This is a genomic window from Mesorhizobium sp. C399B, from assembly GCF_030323185.1.
GTDB lineage: Bacteria > Pseudomonadota > Alphaproteobacteria > Rhizobiales > Rhizobiaceae > Mesorhizobium.
In genome coordinates, this window is record NZ_CP100472.1 from 2,761,456 (window position 1) to 2,781,620 (window position 20,165).

Here is a 20,165-nt window from a genome sequence, read left to right on the forward strand (position 1 = left end):
TTATGGTTAAGGATGGGTTAGGAAATATGGCGCGGCGCATTGCCGCGCCAAGGCACGACGCGGGCCATCCATCCACAATCGAATGCGCTGCCGATTGGCCGCTCGTTGCCGGCCGGCAGGCCTGGATATCAGCTTGCTCCTGGTAGAAAGGCCGCGATCCATTCTTTCGGAAAGCGCTTCGGCCGGCCGTTCTCGCCGATGATCGCCGCCTCGACCTTTGCTTCGACCAGAACCTCTGTCCCGCGTTTCAATTGCTGCGCCATGACGATGCGGGCGCCGGAAATATCCTGCGTTGATGTGTCGATGGTCAGGATATCGTCCATGCGGGCAGGCGAGCGGAAATCTATCTCCATCCGCCGCACCACCCAGACGATCCGTTCGCCGTGCTTGCCTTCGTGAAGTTCTGTGTGGTGGACGCCCGCCAGCCTGAGATAGTCCGAGCGGCCGCGCTCGAAGAATTCGAGATAGCGCGCGTGGTAGACGACGCCGGAAAAATCGGTGTCGGCATAATAGACTCGCGCCATCAGCCGATGGCCGAATTCCGTCAAGGCTCCGGAAAGCCCGCCGGCAAGCGCCGCCGATTCACCATGATCGTCCATCGCGCTTTCCTTTTTGCCCCCGGCGGGGCACCTGTCTTGCCAAAATCACCAGCGCAGCAAACCGGATGGCACTGTTGACGGCGATGATCAAGACCGTGATGGCAGCGCTGCTGGTGCTGGCGGCGTCTGCGCTTCCCGGTCAGGCCGCTAGCTTTTCGATGAAGCGCGGCCTCAACCTCGACCAGTGGACGACCTGGGTCGGGGAAGACAAATGGAACGACCGACAAGCCATCCTGCCCTATCCGGAATGGCGCAAGTTCCTGAACGAGGATGACCTCAAGGCGCTGAAGGCCGCCGGTTTCGACTTTCTGCGCATGCCGGTCGATCCCTCGCCGTTTATGTCGGATCAGACACTGGCGCTGCGTGACGACCTTTATGCCAGCGTGCGGGACTCGGCGCGCATGATCAACCGGGCCGGTCTGAAAGTGATCGTCGACATGCACCTGATCCCGGCCGGCGGCGGCCGCGAGATCGGCATGGGCCAGGTGATGGACGATCCCGCAACCTTCGACGCCTATGTCGAGGTCGTCCGCAAAATGGCGCGCACGCTTGCCACTGAGGACCCGGCGCAGGTCGCTTTCGAGCCGATGAACGAGCCTATCGTCGACTGCGACAGCGAGGGCACCAGCCTGTGGCCGGAGCGTCAGCAAAAGCTGTTCGCGGCCGCGCGCGCCTCGGCCACCAGGCTGACGCTGATCCTGACCGGCGCCTGTTATTCCAGTGCGGCTTCGCTGGTCAGGATCGACCCAAAGTCGATCCCCGACGACAACATCATCTGGACCTTCCACTCCTACGACCCGTTCCTGCTGACCCATCAGGGCGCGACCTGGGCCGGCGATTTCATCCCTTATGTCACCGGCCTGCCCTATCCGCTGACCGCGGTGCCGCGCGCCGAGCTCGATGCGACGCTGGATGCAATCCGCGCCAAGATAAAAGCCGAGGCGCCATGGACCAGACGGAACGGCCTGCTCGCCTATCTCGATGAACAAGCCGCCAGCATGGACACGGACGAAAAGCTGCTCGGCGTCATGGATGCGCCGTTCGAAAAGGTCGAGGCCTGGGCGAAGGCCAACGCCATCAAGCCGGAAAACATCACGCTGGGCGAGTTCGGCATGATCCGCCAGGAGTATGGCAACCCCTATGTGATGCCGCCCAAATACCGCGCAGCCTATGTCAAAGACATGATCGCGCGCGCCGAGGCGCATGGCTTCTCATGGTCGGTGTGGAGTTTTGGCGGCGCCTTCGGCATCGTCGATGCCTTCAACGGCGAAAAGGCCGAACCCGCCGTGATGGATGCAATCCGCTCGCTCCATTAGCCCTAGGGCATGTCGAGATCCAGATCAGGCCGAGTCGAAAATGAGGGTCCGAGAACCGGAACGGAGCGGACTTTGGTCCGTGACTACGGAAGCGCAGGAACACCTCATTTGCAGGCCGGCATCACCTGAATACCGGCATGCTCTAACCGAGGTCGATCTGTAGTATTTCCGGCCGCATGCCGAAGCGCACCGGTGCGATGCTGAAGCCGAGCCCGCCTGACACGATCAAATTGCGGTCATTCTCGACGACATGGCCATAGGCGAAACGGTTGCCGAAGCGGGACGGAACCACCGGTGAATAGCCGAACAGCCTGACCTGCCCGCCATGTGTGTGGCCCGACAGCGTCAGCGAAACCCGCCACGGCACTTTCGGGAAAATGTCAGGTTCATGCGCGAGCAGGATGATCGGCGCCTGGTCGCTGACCTTCGCCAGCGTGCCGTCGAGATCGTCGAGGCCTTCAAATCTGTCGCGGCCTGCGGCCTTGTTCGGCAACAGTGCCAGCTGGTCGGCGAGCCCGGCGATCCAGAAGCCGTATCCGTCCTTTTGCAGGCGCACGGCGTCATTCTCCAGAACCGCTACGCCGGCTTTCTCCAATGCTTTGCGCGCCACTGTCGGCCCGGCTCCGGCCTGCTGTGCGAAAGGATCGTGCCACCAGTCGTGATTTCCGAGGATCGACAGGACGCCGAGTGGCGCCTTCAGTCCGGACAAGGCCGCCGCCCATTCATGGGCTTCCATCCGGTGCATCAGCAGGGACATGCCTGAGATGTAGTCGCCGAGCAGTACGATCAGATCGGGCTGCAGCGCGTTTGCATCCTCGACGAGCGAAGCGATCCGCTCAGGCGTCATCCAGGGACGGCAGGCGTGAATATCGGCAAGTGCTACAACGCGCAACTTGAGATCTGCAGGCCAATGCGGCGGCGTCAGCCGGTAGCGCTTCACATGCGTCAACAGCATCGGCTCGATGCCGACCGCATAAGCGCCGAGCGACATTATCGAGAAGACCGAGCCACCGACCAAACGCAGGAAGCCACGTCTGGTGATCATCGTCATGGTTTTGAGACGCATTCCATTGAGAAGCTGGCATTAAGAAGCAGGCCTTAAAGCCGGCAATTATGCCTTCACGCTGGCAAGCTTGAGCAGATTCTGCACAGAAATCCGTTCCGAAGAACAAATCTCCGTTACTCTTCCTGGAACAGGTTGATCTGCTGCTGCGCCAGATCCTTTGGCGCGTCGAGGCCGAGATGGCGCCAGGCGTTGGCGGTCAGCACGCGGCCGCGTGGCGTGCGCTGGATGAAACCCTGCTGGATCAAATAGGGTTCGATAATGTCCTCGATGGCGTCGCGCGGCTCGGACAGGCCGGCGGCGATGGTTTCGATGCCGACCGGCCCACCACCGAAATTGCGCGCGATCATCGAGAGATAGCGGCGGTCGAGCGCGTCGAGGCCGAGCGCGTCGACCTCCAGCCGGGTGAGAGCTTCGTCGGCAACCTGCTTGTCGACGTGACCGTCGCCGGCAACGGAGGCGAAGTCGCGCACCCGGCGCAGCAGCCGGCCGGCGATGCGCGGCGTGCCGCGGGCGCGACGTGCGATCTCCAGCGCGCCATCGTCGCCAAGCGGCATTTGCAGGATGCGGGCGCCGCGCCGCACGATCTGCTCCAGTTCCTCGACAGAATAGAAATTGAGCCGCACCGGAATGCCGAAACGGTCGCGCAGCGGGTTGGTCAAAAGGCCGAGCCTGGTGGTGGCGGCGACGAGCGTGAAGCGGGCAAGATCGATCTTGACCGAGCGTGCCGCCGGACCTTCGCCGATGATCAGGTCGAGCTGGAAATCCTCCATCGCCGGATAGAGGATTTCCTCGACTGCCGGATTGAGCCGGTGGATCTCGTCGATGAACAGTACATCGCGGTCTTCCAGATTGGTGAGAAGTGCGGCGAGATCGCCGGCCTTGGCGATCACCGGACCGGAGGTCGAGCGGAAATTGACGCCGAGCTCGCGCGCCATGATCTGCGCCAGCGTTGTCTTGCCAAGCCCCGGCGGCCCGACGAACAGCACATGGTCAAGCGCCTCGCTGCGGCCCTTGGCGGCCTCGATGAAGACTTTGAGATTGGCCCGCACCGCGGCCTGGCCGACGAAATCGGCGAGCGTCTGCGGCCGCAAGGTCTGCTCAGCATCCTCGCCGCGCTTTTCCGGGGCAATGAGGCGGGGTGAAAGGCTCATGCGGCCTTCCTCGCACAGGGCAAAGGACCGGACAAGCAATCACTCACCGCGCCAGTTCCTTCAGCCCGAAACGAATGAGCTTCGAGGCATCGGCGTCCTCGCCGGCCGTCTTCAGCGCCGCCGCGACAGCATTGGCTGCTGTGTCGCGCGAATAGCCGAGATTGACCAGCGCCGAGACGGCGTCGGTAATCGGCGCCGGCGCCACGCCTTCGCCGAGCTCCTGCTTAAGGCCGATGGTGCCGGAGGCGGTTCCGGCATAGGCCGGCGCCTTGTTCTTCAACTCGGTGACGATGCGCTCGGCCACCTTCTTGCCGACGCCGGGCGCGCGGCTGACCATGGCGATGTCGCGCAGCGCGATCGCATTGGCGAGGTCTGCCGGCGCCAGCGTCGACAGGATGGCCAGCGCCACCTTGGCGCCGACGCCTTGCACATTGCTCATCAAGAGCCGGAACCATTCGCGCTCAAGCACCGACTGGAAACCGTAGAGCCGGATCATGTCCTCGCGCACATAGGTCTCGATGAACAGCACCACCGCCTCGCCGGGCGAAGGCAGCGCGGCCAGCGTGCGCGCCGAGCAATAGGCGACATAGCCGACGCCGTGCACATCGACGAGGCAGAAATCCTCCTCGATCTCGTCCAGCGTGCCTTTCAATTTGCCGATCATGCGTGATCCCTCATGCCAGCGCCATCCTGTAGGCGACGCTTTGCCGGTGATGCGCGTGGCAGATGGCGATAGCCAACGCGTCGGCGGCATGTTCGGTGTCGAAAACGGCTTTCGGCAACAGCACCTTTACCATCATGTGGATCTGCTTCTTGTCGCCATGGCCAACGCCGATCACCGCCTTTTTGACGGCATTGGGGGCATATTCGGCGACGACAAGGCCGGCGCGCGCCGGCACCAGCATGGCTATGCCGCGCGCCTGGCCGAGCTTCAGCGTCGCCACGGCATCCTTGTTGACGAAGGTCTGTTCGACGGCCGCCTCGTGCGGCATGGCGCTGTGCACGATATCGGCGAGGCCGTCATGCAGCTGGCACAGCCGCCTCGCCAGTGCCGCCTTGTCGTCGGAGCGTACAGTGCCGGAGCTGATAAAGCGCAGCGAGTTGCCGAGGCTCTCGACGATGCCCCATCCGGTGCGCCTCAGCCCCGGATCGATACCGATAATGCGAATCGCTTCCCTCATGCGCGAAGTCTACCTCCGGCGCACAGCGATGTCAGGGAAATGTGAACAAACCGGAAACGGGAAGCGTTTAACCTCGAGCGAAAGCCGTATTCAGCAGCGTGATCTGGTCGGAAACCGGATTGGCGCGGCGGCCTGTTACCGGCGTCTCGGCAAACGCGCCGCCATAGATCTCTTCGTCCATGCGGCGCACCAGCGCCTGCAGGCGCAGCGAGCGGGTGACGAGGTCGAGGAAATCCTTCGGCAGTTCGCCCCAGCCGACCGCTTCGTCATGCGCCGAGGCGGTGTCGAGACGCACCTTGGATTTTTCCGAGGCGACCTGGTCGCGGGTCATCTCGCCGGAATTTGCCGCCCGCTGCAAAAGCAGCCAGGAGGCGACCTGCATCAGCCTTGTGGTCAGCCGCATCGATTCGGCCGCATAGAGCGTCGCCGCCAGTCTGGACAGCTTCTTGGCCTCGGCCCGGCCCTTGCCGTCGAGATATTCCGCTGCTTGCTCAACCAGGCCCATGCCTTCCTGGTAGAGCGGTTTGAAGGATTGGGAGAAAACCCGGCGTTCCGCCAGCTTGATGGTTTTCGCGCTGCCCTTCGAAGGCTCGTTCATCGATACGCCCCTGCACTGCCCCGTCGGCTGATTCGGCTTCATCGCCGTCACGCCGGCACCCTAGATGACTGAAGCTTGAAAATGCGCTTCGCCGCCGGCGAAGGCAAGCACATGTTTAACAAACGGTTAACGCCTGCGCAGGGGCGCCAAGCGGACCAAAAGCAGACAAAAAAAGAGCCGCGGATAAGGCGGCTCTCAGGAGTTTAACAGGGAGGCGTCAAACGAAGTGGCTCCAACCACTCGGTAAGAATCCAGATCACTGGATGGACATAGTAAACACCTGTAAAGCTTAATGAACCCTTAACGGCGCGGATATTTCTTGATCGACCGCTGCCCTTCTGTGCCGTATCAGCATAACGGTGCCCTAAGCCTGATCGTCGGCTTGTTCATGCCTTCTTCCACACAGCCGGCAAGGAAATGAAGGCGAACAGCAGCATTGCCGCATAAAACCCCATCGAGGAGGAAGCCAGCACCGGCTCGATCTCCGGATGGCCGGCAAGTTCAAAGTAAAGCCCAATCATCAGTGCGATGCCGCAGATTGCCGTCAGCCAGAAATGCACGACGGCAATCGTCTTTTGCCCGACCGCTGGAAACAGGTGGTAGAAGAAGGCAAACACCGCCGACATCAGCCAGCCCGCCACCATGGTGTGCGCGTGGGTCGGCATCTGCCCATGGTCATTGGAGATCGCCATATGCAGGCCGAGCGCCATGCCGCACAGGGAATAGATGACGGCCAGGGTGAAGAAATTTCGTGCTACGCCTTGCATGGGATACCCTCGTTGGTTGTTGCAGACTTGGTCCGACCGCGCGCGGCCAAAATGGAGCGTCGGTCGCGAGCGGCTTAGTCCCCGCAGGTTTCAGGATCATGCCGCGAACCAGCCAATGCCGACACGGCGTCTATCCGGCAAATGCCGGGTATTGTGCGGGCTGGCGGTAAAATCCGGCGACGGCGCCACCGCAACAAGCCGGCACCCACGCGGCATCTTCTGGATACATGTACGGAGATAATCCGCCCTCCTTCGGAAGCAGACGCGCGATAGCAGCGTTTACCCCCGGAACGATGCACAAGGAGCGGCAATGGACTGGTATTCTCTCTTCAAATTCCTGCATGTCATGGCAGCGATCCTCTGGCTCGGCGGCGGTTTCGCCATGCTGCTGGTTTCGATACTCGCCGATCGCGACGGCGACGACGAGACGCTGATGGTCATGCTGAGAACGACGGACAAACTCGGCTTGCGTCTGTTCGTGCCGGCGTCTATCGCGACCCTGGCTTCTGGTCTGGTGCTGACTTCGCTATGGACCGGCTTCTCCGACCTTTGGGTCGTCATCGGCCTTTGCGGCTACGCCGCCGCGTTTCTGACCGGTATCCTCGTGCTGAAGCCTTCGTTCGAAAAGCTTGCCACAATGCTTGCCGCGGACGGCATGACCCCGGCTGCCATAGCGTTTGGGCGCCGCATGATACGGATCGTCAAGTTCGATTTCGTCATCATGATCGTCGTCGTCGCCGACATGGTGCTGAAGCCGACCGCGCACGACATCGCCACTCTCGGCGCCATGGCGGTCGTGGTCGTTGGTGGTGCATCGCTGACCTTTGCGAGCGCCCCGCGAACCAAACCGGCAGCCGCCTGAGCGGGATTTAGAGCAGGCCGGCGATCCCGTCCCAAAGCAGCTTGACCGCGACCACGGCCACGGTCGCGTAGGTGAAGGGATAAAAAATCTCCGGCCGCATGCGCCGCACCAGCCAGGCGCCGGCGATGGTGGCCAGCGGCGCCAGCGGCATCAGCACGGCCGACGCCGTCAGGTTGGCGGTGTCGAACTGGCCAAGCGCGAAGTAGGGGATCAGCTTCAGCGCGTTGGTGGCGGCAAAGAAGATCGCCGATGTCCCCGACAGCACCTTCGGATCGAGCCGGATCGGCAGCGCATAGACCTGGAAGGGGGGCCCGCCGACATGGGCGACGAAGCTGGTGAAGCCGGCGACGGTGCCCCAGAAGGCGGCGGCGATGCGGTGGGGCGCCGCCGCATGGTCGGAACCGTGGCGGAACTGGAGATAGAGCCAGCGCAGCACGAAGATCAGCGCGACAGCGCCGACGATCAGCCGCACCATCTCTTCGGTTACGAGCGCTGCCGTCAGCCAGCCGAGCCCAATGCCGATCACCGCGCCCGGCATCATGTCGACCAGCATCTTTCTGTCGTAGACGCCCCACCACGTCCACACCGAAACGATGTCCATCAGGCACAGGATCGGCAGCAGGATGGCCGCCGCCTGCACCGGCGGCATGGCCAGCGCCATCAAAGGCACGCCAACGAAGCCGACAGCGCCGCCGAAGCCGCCTTTCGACAGCCCGACAAGTATCACCGCCGGAATGGCGGCGGCATAAAACCACGGATCGGCGAGCAGACCTGACATGAACTGGAAATGCTGGAGGGAAGACGGTTGCCCTGCAATAGCCCAGAAACCCTTGCGCCGCGACCGGGAAAATGCCGGCCGTGTCGATCAACTGTGCGTAAAGCGACGGTTCCGGATTTACGGCAAGATCGCCGCCGATGCATAAGGGCGCCGTCCGATGCATCAGGTTTTGACCCCAGGTTTTGGCCCCAGGTTTTGACCCCAGGTTTTGACCCCAGGTTTTTGACCCCAGGTTTTTGACAATGAGCGAACCCCACATCCGCCGCGCCGAAGCGGCCGACCTGCCTGCCATCGTAGCCATGCTCGCCGACGATCCGCTTGGCCGCAGCCGCGAGGATGCGACCGAGCCACTCGCCAAGGCCTATCGCGACGCCTTTGCCGCCATCGACGCCGACCCCAACCAGTTTCTTGCCGTGATGACGGATAGCGGCCGAGTCATCGGCACGTTGCAGATCAGCTATCTCGCCGGGCTGTCGCTGCAGGGCGCCTTGCGCGGCCAGATCGAGGCTGTGCGCGTCGCCGCGGACCGCCGCGGCGAACGGCTGGGACAGCGTCTGCTGGAATGGGCGGTCGAACAGTGCCGTGAACGCGGCTGCAAGATTGTCCAGCTGACCACCAACAAGAGCCGCCAGGACGCGCATCGCTTCTATGACCGGCTCGGCTTCAAGGCCAGCCACATCGGCTACAAGCTGGAGCTTAATTCAGTGGCGGCGGACGGCGCCGGATCGGCTGCGCCTTGATGATGGCGGTGCTGGTCTCCGCCTTGTCGGCGATGCGGTCGAGAAGCTTGTCGAGCTCGCCGATGGAGCGCACGTAGAGCCGGGCCACGAAACAGTCGTTGCCGGTGACCTTGTCGCATTCGCCGAATTCCGGGATCTCCTCAATCAGCTTCTGCACGATGTGCAGCTTGCCCGGCAGTGGCCGCACCCGCACGATCGCCTGCAGCGGAAACCCCAGCGCCTCCGGGTCGATCTCGATGGTGAAGGCGCGGATGACGCCGCGTTCCTCGAGCCGCCGCAGCCGTTCCGAGACGCTCGGCGACGACAGCCCGACCTGCTGCGCCAGATCCTTCAACGAAGTCCGCGAATCCAGGATCAGGATGTCGAGAAGCTTTCTGTCCAACTCGTCCAGCATTTTCATCTCCTCGCAAAAGGGCAGCGCGCGCCTTATTAAATAAGGTGTTGTGCCCTTATCACCTTTCATAGGGCATATAAACCCTCAAGGCGGCATGAGATTATGGCCTCAACAGATAGAGGTATTGTCATGGACAACACGGTACGCGGCACGATCGAGATGACGGCGGCGATGACGATCGTCGGCACGATCGGCTGGTTTGTCGTCATGTCGGGCCAGCCCGTTATGGACGTGGTGTTCTGGCGCTGCGCCTTCGGCGCGGTGGCGCTGCTGATCACCTGCGCGGCACTCGGGTTGCTGCGCGGCAGGCTGACGCTGCGCATTGTTGCCATCGCCGCTCTTGGCGGCGCGGCCATTGTCATCAACTGGCTGTTGCTGTTCAGCGCCTTCTCCCGCGCCTCGATCTCAATTGCCACGGCGGTCTACAACACGCAGCCCTTCATGCTGGTCGGCTTCGGCGCGCTGTTCTTCGGCGAGCGGCTGACCCTGGCCAAGCTGACCTGGCTCGGCATCGCCTTCGCCGGCATGCTGCTGATCGTGCAGACAGGGCCCGATGCGGGTGTCGGTTCCGGCATAACCGGCACAGATTATGTCATCGGCATCGTCATGGCGCTCGGAGCGGCCTTCTTCTGGGCTGTCGCGGCAATCGTCGCCAAGAAGCTCAAGGGCACCCCGCCGCATCTGATCGCGCTGATCCAGGTCTGCGTCGGCGTCGTCATGCTGGCGCCCTTCGCCAACCTCTCGCATTTGCCCGCCGATGCCTGGAGCTGGGCCATGCTGGCCACGCTTGGCGTCGTTCACACCGGCCTGGTGTACATATTGATGTACGCCGCCATCCAGAAACTGCCGACGCATCTGCAGGGGTCGCTGTCCTTCATCTATCCTGTCGTTGCGATCCTGGTCGATGTGATGGCCTTCGGCCACCGGCTGCATCCGGCCCAGCTCGTTGGCGCAGCCGCCATCCTGATCGCCGCCGCCGGCATGAATCTCGGCTGGACTTTGTGGAGGGCCAAATCGCCGGCCGAAAGCCCGCAAGCCGTCAAATGAGCCGCAGAGCGTCTGCTCGCCGGCGATCGTAAACCAAAGCCAGCGCATCGTTCCCCGCCCGCCTGTTCAAGGCGGGCGCTTTGTTCTATGCCGCAATGCAACCATCTTCGCCCGGCATAGGCGAAACCCGGGATCGAAAGCCAATGAACGACGCAACACCCCCCAACCGCTGCCGCATCGTGCTGATCGCGCCCAAGGACGCTCCGGCGCAGCGCATTGCGGCTGCCTTCGACGGCGGTGATATCGCTTCCCTGATCCTGCCTGAAAACGGCATGGACGAGGCTGCCTTCCAGGCCTTCGCAGAACAGATCGTACCGGCCGCGCAAGCGGCCGGCATCGCCGTCATCATCGCCGGCGATACCCGCATTGCCGGCCGTGTCCAGGCCGACGGCATTCATGTCGAGGTTTCCAAGGACGCGCTCGCCGAGACCATCGAACACTTCCAGGGCAAGATGATGGTCGGCGCCGGTGGCGCCAAGACGCGCGACGACACGCTGGAACTCGGCGAAACCAGGCCCGACTACATCTTCTTCGGCCGCTTCGGCTACGACAACAAGCCGGAACCGCATCCGCGCAACCTGTCGCTCGGGCAATGGTGGGCGGACGTGATTGAGATCCCTTGCATTGTCATGGCCGGTTCCGCCATCGCTTCGGTAGAAGCGGTGGCCGCCACTGGCGCCGAGTTCGTGGCGCTGTCCAGCGCCGTCTTTGCCGAAGGCGCCGATCCGAAGGCGGCGATTGCCGCCGCCAATGCGCTGCTCGACCAAACCGCGCCGCGCTTCGAGGGCTGACGTGCGCCGACCTGGACTTCCTCTCGCGGTTCTCGTTGCGGCCTTGATGAGCGGGGCAGCGATCGCGGCGGAAACCGTTCCGCTGCCGCAGCCGAGGCCGGACACCAGCGCGCCCGCCCTCAGCGTGCCGGATGCGGTCGCCCCCGATGCGGGTGCCCCAAAAGCCGGCGCCACCGATTCCGGCGTCCATATCGACAAGCCGATCGACACGCCGCTGCCGCAGCCCGCGACAACCGCGCCGCTGCCGTCGGCCGACGCGATCAACCCCGAACGTTTCGGCGCCAAGCCGGCGGACCCCGCCTATGGCGCTTTCCAGCGCGGCCTTTACAAGACAGCCTACAATCTAGCGTTGGTGCGGGCTCAGAATGGCGACCCGGCGGCGCAAACGCTGGTGGCCGAGATCCTGTCGCGCGGGTTGGGCGTGCCGCTCAACCCAGCGGAAGCCGCCAAATGGTATGCGCAGGCCGCCGAGCAGGGGATTCCTGAATCGCAGTTCCAGTATGCGCTGATGCTGCTCGACGGCCGCTACGTCAAGAAGGACGAGAAGGGAGCTTTTGCGCTGATGCAGGCCGCCGCCGAGGCCGGCAACCGGCTGGCGCAGTTCAACTTCGCGCAATTGCTCGTGCAGCAGGATCCGGGCGATGCCGGCATCGCCAGGGCTGTGCCTTATTATGAGCGTGCCGCGGCGACAGGGCTTGCCGACGCCCAGTATGCGATGGCGCAGGTCTATGCCAATGGCGTCGGCGGCAAGACCCGCGACGATGGAAAGGCCCGCAGCTTGCTGGCACAGGCTGCCAGGCAGAACTACGACACCGCTCAGATCGATCTTGCCGCCTGGATGATCGAGGGCCGGGGCGGTGTTCGCGACCTGAAATCCGGCTTCAACTGGATGAAGCAGGCAGCTGAAGGCGGCAATGTCGCTGCCCAGAACCGGTTGGCAAAGCTCTATATGGGCGGCATCGGCACCGACCCCGACCTGATCCTGGCTGGGGCCTGGTATGTGGTCGCCCGCCGCGCCGGCCTTATCGATCCGGAGATGGACGATTTCCTGCAAGGGCTGACCGACGACCAGACAAAGCAAGCCTTGCAGAAGGCCAACCGCCTGCCCTGACACGCAACGTCACTGTGTATGATCCAGCACAACCTTGCCGAAGGGAGAGCCGTGTTCGAGATGGCGAAAGGCCTGCGCTGCCTCTGCCCATGGGAAGACCCGGTCGATCACCGGCCGCAGCCGATTGACGGCGAGCGCCCGGTTCATCGCTTCGAAGGACTCGCGCGAGCCGACCGGTATGCCGCGTGCTTTCACCTGGCGTCGGAAGATGTCGAGCGGATTGATCACCCTTCGCTGCCGCCGAGATAGCCGATGACGTTGATCTGGGCGCCGCGCGCCGACGCCTTGAGCGACTGCGCGAAACTTTGGGGACCACCGACTTCGATGATGTGGTCCGCGCCACGGCCATCGGTCAGCGCCAGCACGGCCGACGACCAGTCCGGATTGTCGCGGTAGTTGATGCCGTGATGCGCGCCGAGCTCTTTGGCCCGGACAAGTTTCTCATCGCTACTCGACGTAACGACGACCCGCGCGCCGGCCGCCTTCGCGAACTGCATGGCAAACAGCGATACGCCGCCCGTGCCGAGGCTGAGCACGGTCTCGCCCGGCTTGAGGTTGCCTTCCGTAAACAAGGCATGCCAAGCGGTGACGGCGGCGCAAGGCAATGTCGCCGCCTCTACGTCGCTGAGATGCGCCGGCGCGATGACAGCCGCCTGTTCGTCCAGCCGGGCGAATTCGCTCAGCAAACCGTCGATCGGGCCGCCGCGCTGGTAGGAAGGTTCGGCCATGGCGAAGCTGCCGCCGACCCATCGCTGCCAGAACGTGCCGCAGACCCGGTCGCCAACCTTGAAGCGGCTGACCTCGGGGCCAAGCCCGACGACCTCGCCGACGCCGTCGGAAAGCGGCACCAGCGGCAAGGGGAATGTCGTGTGATAGCTGCCGCGCGCGATCTCGACATCGCGATAGTTGAGCGCCGTCGCCTTGACGCGGACGATCATCTCCTGACGGCCGGGCTCCGGCATTGGTCGTTCGACCATCTTGAGATCGTCGATGCCGCCCGGCTTCTGCAGTTCGATTGCCTTCATTGTCGTCGTCCTTTCGTTGAAAGGAAAATTGCTTGCCAGGCGATGGATTTCAAATTCATAATGTTTACAATGATTATGCTTACGAGACATGGTTCTAGCTATGCTTGAGGAATTGCGCACGCTCGCCCTGTTTGCCGAGGAGGGCTCGATCCAGAAGGTCGCCCGGCGCCTGCCGCTGACGCAGCCGGCTGTGACCCGGCAAATCCAGCGGCTGGAGGACATGCTTGGCACGACGCTGCTCGACCGCCGGCAAAAGCCGCCGCGACTGACGCCGACGGGGCTGGAAGTGCTGGCGCGCGGACGCGATATCATCGCTTCCGTAGAAGCGCTGAAATCCTTCGCCGGAAAGACCGAGCCGGAAGGACTGTTCCGCCTGGGTCTCGCCCATGGCCTCTCGGACCGCGACATCGCCGGGGCCATCGGCAACGCCGCGGCGGCGTTCCCGAAAGTGTCGCTACGGCTCAAGACCGGCTGGAGCGCCGAACTGATCGATCAATTCGAACGCGGCGAGCTCGATGTGACGATTGTTCTGCGATCGTCGGATAAGCCAGGCCCGGAAGCGCTTGGCACTGAACGTCTTGGCGTCATAGCTGCGTCCACCGTCCCCGATCCGGAAGACGGTGGCCGGACACCCATGCCGTGGGTGCTTAGTCCGGCCCCTTGCGACGCGCGCCAGAAACTCATGTCGGTTCTGGTCGGCGGAAGGCGTTGTTTCGAGATCGCGGCGGAGATACAGGATCCGGCCTTGCAGATGGAATGGGTCCGTCGGGGGCACGGCCTTGGGCTAGTGCCGTTGCGTCTTGCAAGGCGCGGACTTCCCGACGGCCTCATGCTGGTCAACACGGAAGATGTCGACCTTTCCTTGCAGGTCGCCGCACTTCGTTCGCCTCATCTCAACCGGCTGACTGAGGCTGCGGATGCCATAGTCGAGGCCGTAGGCAAAGTCATTGCAGCCCAGGTTTGAGGCTACCGGCCCTTGTCGGGCGATCTGGCATCCCTTGCCTCTCCTGCCGATTTGTGGTCTTGGGGGCCCGAAATCGCTTGTCCAGCGACCATCCCCATACCAACGGCCAAGCCGTTGGTAGCATCCCGGATCAATCTCATCATGGCCAAGATCAATGGCAACGAAATCCGTCCCGGCTATGTCATCGAGCACGATGGCGGCCTTTGGGTGGCGGTCAGGACCAACACCGTCAAGCCCGGCAAGGGCGGTGCCTACAACCAGGTCGAACTGAAGAACCTGATCAACGGCACCAAGCTCAACGAGCGCTTCCGCTCGGCCGAGACCGTCGAGCAGATCCGGCTCGACCTGAAGGATTTTTCCTTCCTCTACGCCCAGGACGACGCACTGGTGTTCATGGACACGCAGAGCTACGAGCAGCTCGAGCTGGCGAAGGATTTCGTCGGCGACCGCGCCGCCTTCCTGCAGGACGGCATGATGGTGACGGTCCAGCTCTATGAGGACAGGCCGATCGGCATTTCGCTGCCCGACCAGGTGACGCTGACCATCACCGAGGCCGACCCGGTGGTGAAGGGCCAGACGGCCGCGTCCTCGTACAAGCCGGCGGTCCTGGAAAACGGCATCCGCGTGCTGGTGCCGCCATTCATCGGCGCCGGCGAACGCATCGTCGTCGACACCAACGAACTCACCTACATGCGCCGCGCAGACTGACACGTAGGCAGGAACAGATACGATGGCACGCTCCGCACTTCTCAATGTCATGGTCCAGGCCGCCATGAAGGCCGGCCGCTCGCTGTCGCGCGACTTCGGCGAGGTGCAGAACCTGCAGGTGTCGATGAAGGGACCGGGCGACTATGTCAGCCAAGCCGACCGCAAGGCCGAGGACATCCTGTTTGCCGAACTGTCGAAGGCACGGCCGGGCTATGCCTTCCTGATGGAAGAGCGCGGCATGATCGCAGGGGACGACGACCAGCACCGTTGGATCGTCGACCCGCTCGACGGCACCACCAATTTCCTGCACGGCATTCCGATCTTTTCCATCTCGATCGCGCTGGAGCGACAGGGCCAGTTGGTCGCCGCTGTCATCTACAATCCGGCAATGGATGAGCTCTACACCGCCGAGCGCGGCGGCGGCGCCTTCATGAACGATCGCCGGCTGCGCGTTGCCGGCCGCAGCAAGCTCACCGACTGCGTCATCGGCTGCGGCGTGCCGCATCTCGGCCGCGGCCAGCACGGCAATTTCCTCGTCGAGTTGCGCAATGTGATGGCCGAGGTCTCGGGCGTGCGCCGCCTGGGTTCCGCCGCGCTCGATCTCGCTTATGTCGCCGCCGGCCGCATGGACGGCTTTTGGGAAACCGGCCTTTCGGCCTGGGACATTGCCGCCGGCCTGCTGCTGATCCGCGAGGCCGGTGGCTTCGTCTCCGACATGGATGGAGGCCAGGATATGCTCGAGGCGGGTTCGCTCGTCGCCGGCAACGAGGTCATCCAGCGCGCGCTGCTCAAGGCGGTGAAGAAGCCGCTTTCGGCGCGCTGATCACTTGGCATGCCGGCGCGGCGTGCTGAAGCGCCGCAGTCGCAAAACCGCAATCAAAGCTTGAAATACTGCCCGGCGGCCGCCCAGATAAGGGTGACGCAGGATTTTTTATGACGAGCATACCTTCACTATCCTCGCGAGAAGCGCAGCCAGACCAGCCAGTTGAAATCCCTTATGTCGGGCGTTGGCACTACTCGCGTGCGGAGATGATCGCCGATGGCATCGTCCATGCGGTCGGCATCGTGCTGGCGATAGCAGCCGGCTCGGCCTTGCTGGCACTGGCCGCCTTCCATGCCGGTCCCGGCGAATACATCGCCGCCGCCTTCTTTGTGGTGTCGCTGCTGACTGTGCTGTCGATTTCGCTGACCTACAATCTGTGGCCGGTGACGTCGCCGGCGAAGTGGATCTTGCGGCGCTTCGATCATGCGGCGATCTATCTCCTGATCGCCGCGACCTACACGCCCTTTCTGGCCCAGCTCGACGGCTCGCCGCTGGCGCTGCCGATGATTGTCCTTGTCTGGACCGCTGCTTTGACCGGCATTGCCATGAAAGTGTTCCTGCCCGGCCGCTTCGATCGTCTGGCCATTGTCTTCTATCTCGCCATCGGCTGGAGCGGCGTCGTCCTGGTCAAGCCGCTGGTGGCGACGTTGCCGACGACCTCGATCGCGCTGATTGTCGCCGGCGGCATCGTGTACTCCTGCGGCGTCATCTTCTTCGCCTGGAAACGCCTGCGCTTTCACAATGCCCTCTGGCACGGCTTTGTCGTCACCGGCGCCGGGCTGCATCTTGCCGCCATGGTCGACTGCCTGGTCGTCAACCGCCTCTGAACGGCGTGGTGCGGCCCGACAGTCGGGCAATATTGCCAAGCGCCATTCAATTTGGTCACAATTCCGTTTAGAGTCGCGAATTACGTGATCGGCGGCACTGGAGCGGTTCCAGGGAAGTATGAGCGGCTTCCCGTTCGGAATTGCGTCAAGGCAAATAGAGCATCGGAAACGGGGCACGGATGGCTTTTCTCAGATCCTTCGGCGTGGGCAGGCGTTCTGATGTCCTGATGTACGATCCGCACAAACTGTCGAGCCCGCAGGTCTTCCTCCTGACCATGGTCATCTTCCTGGTCATCGTCGCCTTCATCGCCGCCATCCTCACCCGCCAGATCTCGACCGCTTTCGGGAGCAATCCCGGCCTCAATGGCCTCATCGTCGGCGTCCTTGTGGTCGGCATCCTGCTCGCCTTCGCCCAGGTCGGACGACTGTTTCGCGAAGTGCGCTGGGTCAATTCCTTCCGCGCCGGTTCCGAAACCACCGAGCCGGTGCTGCTGGCGCCGATGAAGGCGATGATCGGCCGCTCCTCGACGGTCGCCTTCTCGACGTCTTCGATGCGCACCATGCTGGATTCGATCGCCACCCGCCTCGACGAAAGCCGCGACACCTCGCGCTATCTCGTCGGGTTGCTGGTGTTCCTCGGTCTGCTCGGCACCTTCTGGGGCCTGCTCAACACCATCGGCTCGATCCGCGAAACCATCGAATCGCTCGATCCCGGCACCGGCGACGCCGCCGCCGTGCTCGATTCGCTGAAGCAGGGGCTGTCGGCGCCGCTGGCCGGCATGGGTACGGCCTTTTCGTCCTCGCTGTTCGGCCTTTCCGGGTCGCTGGTGCTAGGCTTCCTCGACCTGCAGGCCGGCCGCGCGCAGACCCGCTTCTATACCGAGCTTGAAAACTGGCTGTCCTCGGTCACCGATCTCTCCTCCGACATCGCCGTCGCCGACCCGGCCAAGACTGAATCCTCCGACGAGATCCGGGTCCTGTCGGAACGGCTGCGCAGCATGCAGGAAAGCGGCGGCGGCTCCAATCCGCGCGTCGCCACCGCCATGGCCAATCTCGCCGACGGCATTTCCGGACTGGTCAAGAACATGCGCTCCGAGCAGCAGATCATGCGCGACTGGGTCGAGGCCCAGTCGGACGAGCAGAAGGCGATGCGCAACACGCTGGAAAAGATCGCCGACGCGCTGAAGAAACCCGGGGTCCACTAGCATGGCTCTCGCCAGGGGCCGGCGCACCGATCGCCGGATCGACTATTGGCCGGGCTTCGTCGACGCGCTGTCGACGCTGCTGCTGGCCATCATGTTCCTGCTCACCGTTTTCGTGCTGGCGCAGTTCCTGCTCGGACGCGAACTCTCCGGCAAGGATACGGCGCTCACGCGCCTCAACTCGCAGATCAACGAACTGACGCAGTTGCTGGCGCTGGAGCGCTCGAGCGCGCAGGACAAGGACGATTCGCTGGCCAATCTGCAGGCGTCGCTGTCGGCGGCGGAAGCTGAGAAGAGCCGGCTCGAGCAGTTGCTGGCGCAAGGCGCCGGCGCCGGCGACGCCGCCAACCAGCGCGCCGCGGAGCTCGGCGGCGAACTCGACAGCCAGCGCCAGATCAGCCAGCAGGCGCTGAGCCAGGTCGAGATCCTGAACCAGCAGATCGCGGCACTGCGCAAGCAGATCGGCGCGCTCGAGGACGCCCTCAATGTGTCCGAAACGCGCGACCGCGATTCCAACACCAAGATCGCCGATCTCGGCCGTCGGCTCAATGTCGCGCTGGCGCAGCGCGTGCAGGAACTGAACCGCTACCGCTCCGACTTCTTCGGCCGCCTGCGCGAAATCCTCGCCGACCGCGAGAACATCCGCATCGTCGGCGACCGCTTCGTCTTCCAGTCGGAAGTTCTGTTCCCGACCGGGTCGGAAGTGATCAACGATGCCGGCAAGGTCGAGATGAAGAAGCTCGCCGATGCCATCATCGAGTTGCAAAAGGAAATCCCGCCCGAGATCAACTGGGTGCTGCGCGTCGACGGCCACACCGACAACAAGCCGCTGTCCGGCGCCGGCCGCTATCGCGACAATTGGGAATTGTCGACGGCGCGTTCGACCTCGGTGGTCAAATACCTGATCGAGAACGGCGTGCCCGCCAACCGGCTGGTTGCGGCCGGCTTCGGCGAATTCCAGCCGCTCGACCCCGCCGACACCGAAGACGCCCGCAACAAGAACCGACGCATTGAACTGAAGCTCACCGAACGGTGATTTTCAGTCACGCGAAATTGTTTGCCGGCTCAACTCTAGGGCGCAACGCCAAGCCGGCAAGGCCTGAAAACATTATCTTTCTTTAACTACACTTCGCGTTTCCGGGCTCCTACTTTGACGCGCAGGGCCGAGAACCGCCGGCGATGCCTCCCATCGCGACGCGACGGAACCGGACGGCCCGCTTCCGGAAGGTGGAGCGAAAGCGCTTGCCCTTTCCACAGCAGGAGGAGACGCACATCATGCGCTCTTTGAAGACTCTCAGGACCGCAACCCTCACGACACTTCTGATCACTGTTCCACTCGCCGGCGCCCATGCCGCCGGACATCACAAGGGCGCCCTCGACGCCAGCGACCCGACCGACATGACCGGTCCGCGCGTGACCGGCCTGATCGAGCAGGTGCGGGGCGTCGAACAGGGCATCGCGGATGCGCGCGAAACGAAGGGCATCTCGACCTCGGAAGCGCGGTGGCTGCATCTGCGTGCGGCGCATATCGGCCAGGCCGCCGAACGGGTCGCCGCTTCGGACCATGGCCGGATCCCGGCCGCGCAATATCACGATCTGCTGCGCCGCCTCGACAATGTCGATCAGAGGCTGATGTCCGACACCGGCAGCGGCTTCATGATCGGTGATGGCTCCGACGGCGGGAATTATCCGAACGGCTGAGATCCGCTCTGATATCTCCAGGAATGAGGAAGGGACTGTCTGACGCCCCCGGATCTGGCTCCGAGGGCGTCTTTTTTGTCACCAGCCCAGCCACAGCGCAGCGAGGCCCAGCACCGCCGGCACGGTCTGAATATAGAGGATCTTCCGGCTGGCAGTCGCCGCGCCATAGAGGCCGGCGACGGCGATGCAAAGCAGGAAGAACACCTTGATCTGGAATCCCGCCGCGCCGAGATAGAGGCCCCAGATCAGCCCGGCGGCAAGGAAGCCGTTGTAGAGCCCCTGATTGGCGGCGAGCACCTTCGATGCGCTGGCGAAGTCCGGCTTGAGGTTGAACGCCCTGTGCCCGCGCGGTGTGTCCCACGCCACCATTTCCAAATAGACGATGTAGAGGTGGATCAGGGCCACCAGCCCGACCAGGATATTGCCGATCATCTTAGTCTCCCCTCCATGGCGGTGTTCCACCGTCAGCCAGCATTCCACGCACCAGCTCACCGGCGCAAGCTGCATAGCCACC

General features: G+C 63.4%; 25 protein-coding genes. 13 read left to right on the forward strand and 12 right to left on the reverse strand.

The features are described 5' to 3' along the window. Positions 1-128: 128 nt before the first annotated feature. Positions 129-599 carry a tol-pal system-associated acyl-CoA thioesterase gene (gene ybgC / locus NLY36_RS13155; RefSeq protein ID WP_023673845.1) on the reverse strand — a complete coding sequence of 157 codons (471 nt, stop codon included), beginning with the start codon at positions 597-599 and terminating at the stop codon, positions 129-131. A gap of 65 nt (positions 600-664) precedes the next feature. On the opposite strand from ybgC, the gene NLY36_RS13160 reads away from it, so the two are divergent. Continuing rightward, positions 665-1,915, forward strand: a complete 1,251-nt coding sequence (locus NLY36_RS13160) for a glycoside hydrolase family 5 protein (RefSeq protein WP_023736874.1) — start codon at positions 665-667, stop codon at positions 1,913-1,915. 142 nt (positions 1,916-2,057) lie between these two features. On the opposite strand, the gene NLY36_RS13165 is transcribed toward NLY36_RS13160, so the two are convergent. The 6 genes from NLY36_RS13165 to NLY36_RS13190 all read right to left on the reverse strand — a co-directional run bounded on the left by NLY36_RS13165 (position 2,058) and on the right by NLY36_RS13190 (position 6,678). Beyond that, positions 2,058-2,960 (reverse strand): metallophosphoesterase, encoded by a 903-nt coding sequence (locus NLY36_RS13165; protein ID WP_023736873.1) that lies wholly within the window; start codon positions 2,958-2,960, stop codon positions 2,058-2,060. Positions 2,961-3,094: 134 nt separating this feature from the next. After that, on the reverse strand, positions 3,095-4,132 hold the full coding sequence (gene ruvB, locus NLY36_RS13170; protein ID WP_023688958.1) for a Holliday junction branch migration DNA helicase RuvB: 1,038 nt from the start codon (positions 4,130-4,132) through the stop codon (positions 3,095-3,097). A 43-nt stretch (positions 4,133-4,175) separates the two neighbouring features. Further along, a complete protein-coding gene (gene ruvA / locus NLY36_RS13175) occupies positions 4,176-4,796 on the reverse strand; it encodes a Holliday junction branch migration protein RuvA (RefSeq protein WP_023668770.1) in 621 nt (206 codons plus the stop codon). 10 nt (positions 4,797-4,806) lie between these two features. After that, entirely contained in the window at positions 4,807-5,313 is a 507-nt protein-coding gene (gene ruvC, locus NLY36_RS13180; protein WP_023736872.1) for a crossover junction endodeoxyribonuclease RuvC, read from the reverse strand. Between the two features lie 67 nt (positions 5,314-5,380). Continuing rightward, positions 5,381-5,911 carry a protease adaptor protein RcdA gene (gene rcdA, locus NLY36_RS13185; RefSeq protein ID WP_023688956.1) on the reverse strand — a complete coding sequence of 177 codons (531 nt, stop codon included), beginning with the start codon at positions 5,909-5,911 and terminating at the stop codon, positions 5,381-5,383. Between the two features lie 386 nt (positions 5,912-6,297). Further along, a complete protein-coding gene (locus NLY36_RS13190; RefSeq protein ID WP_023668767.1) occupies positions 6,298-6,678 on the reverse strand; it encodes a hypothetical protein in 381 nt (126 codons plus the stop codon). A gap of 310 nt (positions 6,679-6,988) precedes the next feature. Here NLY36_RS13190 and NLY36_RS13195 point away from each other — a divergent pair, with 310 nt between their 5' ends. Next, entirely contained in the window at positions 6,989-7,540 is a 552-nt protein-coding gene (locus NLY36_RS13195; RefSeq protein ID WP_023694595.1) for a DUF2269 family protein, read from the forward strand. Between the two features lie 7 nt (positions 7,541-7,547). Here the strand turns inward: NLY36_RS13195 and NLY36_RS13200 are convergent, their stop codons facing one another. Next, on the reverse strand, positions 7,548-8,318 hold the full coding sequence (locus NLY36_RS13200) for a sulfite exporter TauE/SafE family protein (protein ID WP_023736871.1): 771 nt from the start codon (positions 8,316-8,318) through the stop codon (positions 7,548-7,550). A gap of 242 nt (positions 8,319-8,560) precedes the next feature. Here NLY36_RS13200 and NLY36_RS13205 point away from each other — a divergent pair, with 242 nt between their 5' ends. Further along, a complete protein-coding gene (locus NLY36_RS13205) occupies positions 8,561-9,058 on the forward strand; it encodes a GNAT family N-acetyltransferase (protein WP_023728625.1) in 498 nt (165 codons plus the stop codon). Here the strand turns inward: NLY36_RS13205 and NLY36_RS13210 are convergent. Beyond that, positions 9,015-9,452 (reverse strand): Lrp/AsnC family transcriptional regulator, encoded by a 438-nt coding sequence (locus NLY36_RS13210; protein ID WP_031249394.1) that lies wholly within the window; start codon positions 9,450-9,452, stop codon positions 9,015-9,017. The genes NLY36_RS13205 and NLY36_RS13210 overlap by 44 nt on opposite strands. Before the next feature lie 129 nt (positions 9,453-9,581). Between NLY36_RS13210 and NLY36_RS13215 the strand changes: the two genes are divergently transcribed. The 3 genes from NLY36_RS13215 to NLY36_RS13225 all read left to right on the forward strand — a co-directional run bounded on the left by NLY36_RS13215 (position 9,582) and on the right by NLY36_RS13225 (position 12,401). After that, entirely contained in the window at positions 9,582-10,499 is a 918-nt protein-coding gene (locus NLY36_RS13215; RefSeq protein WP_023716071.1) for a DMT family transporter, read from the forward strand. 143 nt (positions 10,500-10,642) lie between these two features. Further along, positions 10,643-11,290: a thiamine phosphate synthase gene (locus NLY36_RS13220; RefSeq protein WP_023736870.1), complete on the forward strand. Its 648-nt coding sequence runs from the start codon at positions 10,643-10,645 to the stop codon at positions 11,288-11,290. A 46-nt stretch (positions 11,291-11,336) separates the two neighbouring features. Further along, positions 11,337-12,401 carry a tetratricopeptide repeat protein gene (locus tag NLY36_RS13225; RefSeq protein ID WP_023698442.1) on the forward strand — a complete coding sequence of 355 codons (1,065 nt, stop codon included), beginning with the start codon at positions 11,337-11,339 and terminating at the stop codon, positions 12,399-12,401. A 9-nt stretch (positions 12,402-12,410) separates the two neighbouring features. On the opposite strand, the gene NLY36_RS13230 is transcribed toward NLY36_RS13225, so the two are convergent. Both NLY36_RS13230 and NLY36_RS13235 read right to left on the reverse strand, forming a co-directional pair. Further along, positions 12,411-12,629 carry a zinc-binding dehydrogenase gene (locus tag NLY36_RS13230; RefSeq protein ID WP_245260316.1) on the reverse strand — a complete coding sequence of 73 codons (219 nt, stop codon included), beginning with the start codon at positions 12,627-12,629 and terminating at the stop codon, positions 12,411-12,413. After that, on the reverse strand, positions 12,626-13,426 hold the full coding sequence (locus tag NLY36_RS13235; RefSeq protein ID WP_245260315.1) for a zinc-dependent alcohol dehydrogenase family protein: 801 nt from the start codon (positions 13,424-13,426) through the stop codon (positions 12,626-12,628). Before NLY36_RS13235 ends, NLY36_RS13230 begins: the two co-directional genes overlap by 4 nt. 100 nt (positions 13,427-13,526) lie before the next feature. Here NLY36_RS13235 and NLY36_RS13240 point away from each other — a divergent pair, with 100 nt between their 5' ends. The 7 genes from NLY36_RS13240 to NLY36_RS13270 all read left to right on the forward strand — a co-directional run bounded on the left by NLY36_RS13240 (position 13,527) and on the right by NLY36_RS13270 (position 19,651). Beyond that, positions 13,527-14,390 (forward strand): LysR family transcriptional regulator, encoded by an 864-nt coding sequence (locus tag NLY36_RS13240; protein WP_023698440.1) that lies wholly within the window; start codon positions 13,527-13,529, stop codon positions 14,388-14,390. 141 nt (positions 14,391-14,531) lie between these two features. Then, positions 14,532-15,098, forward strand: a complete 567-nt coding sequence (gene efp / locus NLY36_RS13245) for an elongation factor P (RefSeq protein ID WP_023668757.1) — start codon at positions 14,532-14,534, stop codon at positions 15,096-15,098. Positions 15,099-15,120: 22 nt separating this feature from the next. Further along, positions 15,121-15,921 (forward strand): inositol monophosphatase family protein, encoded by an 801-nt coding sequence (locus tag NLY36_RS13250; protein WP_023684166.1) that lies wholly within the window; start codon positions 15,121-15,123, stop codon positions 15,919-15,921. A gap of 110 nt (positions 15,922-16,031) precedes the next feature. Continuing rightward, positions 16,032-16,748, forward strand: coding sequence for a PAQR family membrane homeostasis protein TrhA (gene trhA / locus NLY36_RS13255; RefSeq protein ID WP_023688947.1), 717 nt, complete (start codon positions 16,032-16,034; stop codon positions 16,746-16,748). Between the two features lie 179 nt (positions 16,749-16,927). Then, positions 16,928-17,953, forward strand: coding sequence for a MotA/TolQ/ExbB proton channel family protein (locus NLY36_RS13260; RefSeq protein WP_023668754.1), 1,026 nt, complete (start codon positions 16,928-16,930; stop codon positions 17,951-17,953). Position 17,954: 1 nt separating this feature from the next. Next, entirely contained in the window at positions 17,955-18,986 is a 1,032-nt protein-coding gene (locus NLY36_RS13265; protein WP_023698439.1) for a peptidoglycan -binding protein, read from the forward strand. A 239-nt stretch (positions 18,987-19,225) separates the two neighbouring features. Next, positions 19,226-19,651, forward strand: coding sequence for a hypothetical protein (locus NLY36_RS13270; protein ID WP_023736869.1), 426 nt, complete (start codon positions 19,226-19,228; stop codon positions 19,649-19,651). Between the two features lie 78 nt (positions 19,652-19,729). On the opposite strand, the gene NLY36_RS13275 is transcribed toward NLY36_RS13270, so the two are convergent. Further along, on the reverse strand, positions 19,730-20,083 hold the full coding sequence (locus NLY36_RS13275) for a DUF1304 domain-containing protein (RefSeq protein ID WP_023736868.1): 354 nt from the start codon (positions 20,081-20,083) through the stop codon (positions 19,730-19,732). Positions 20,084-20,165: the final 82 nt, after the last annotated feature.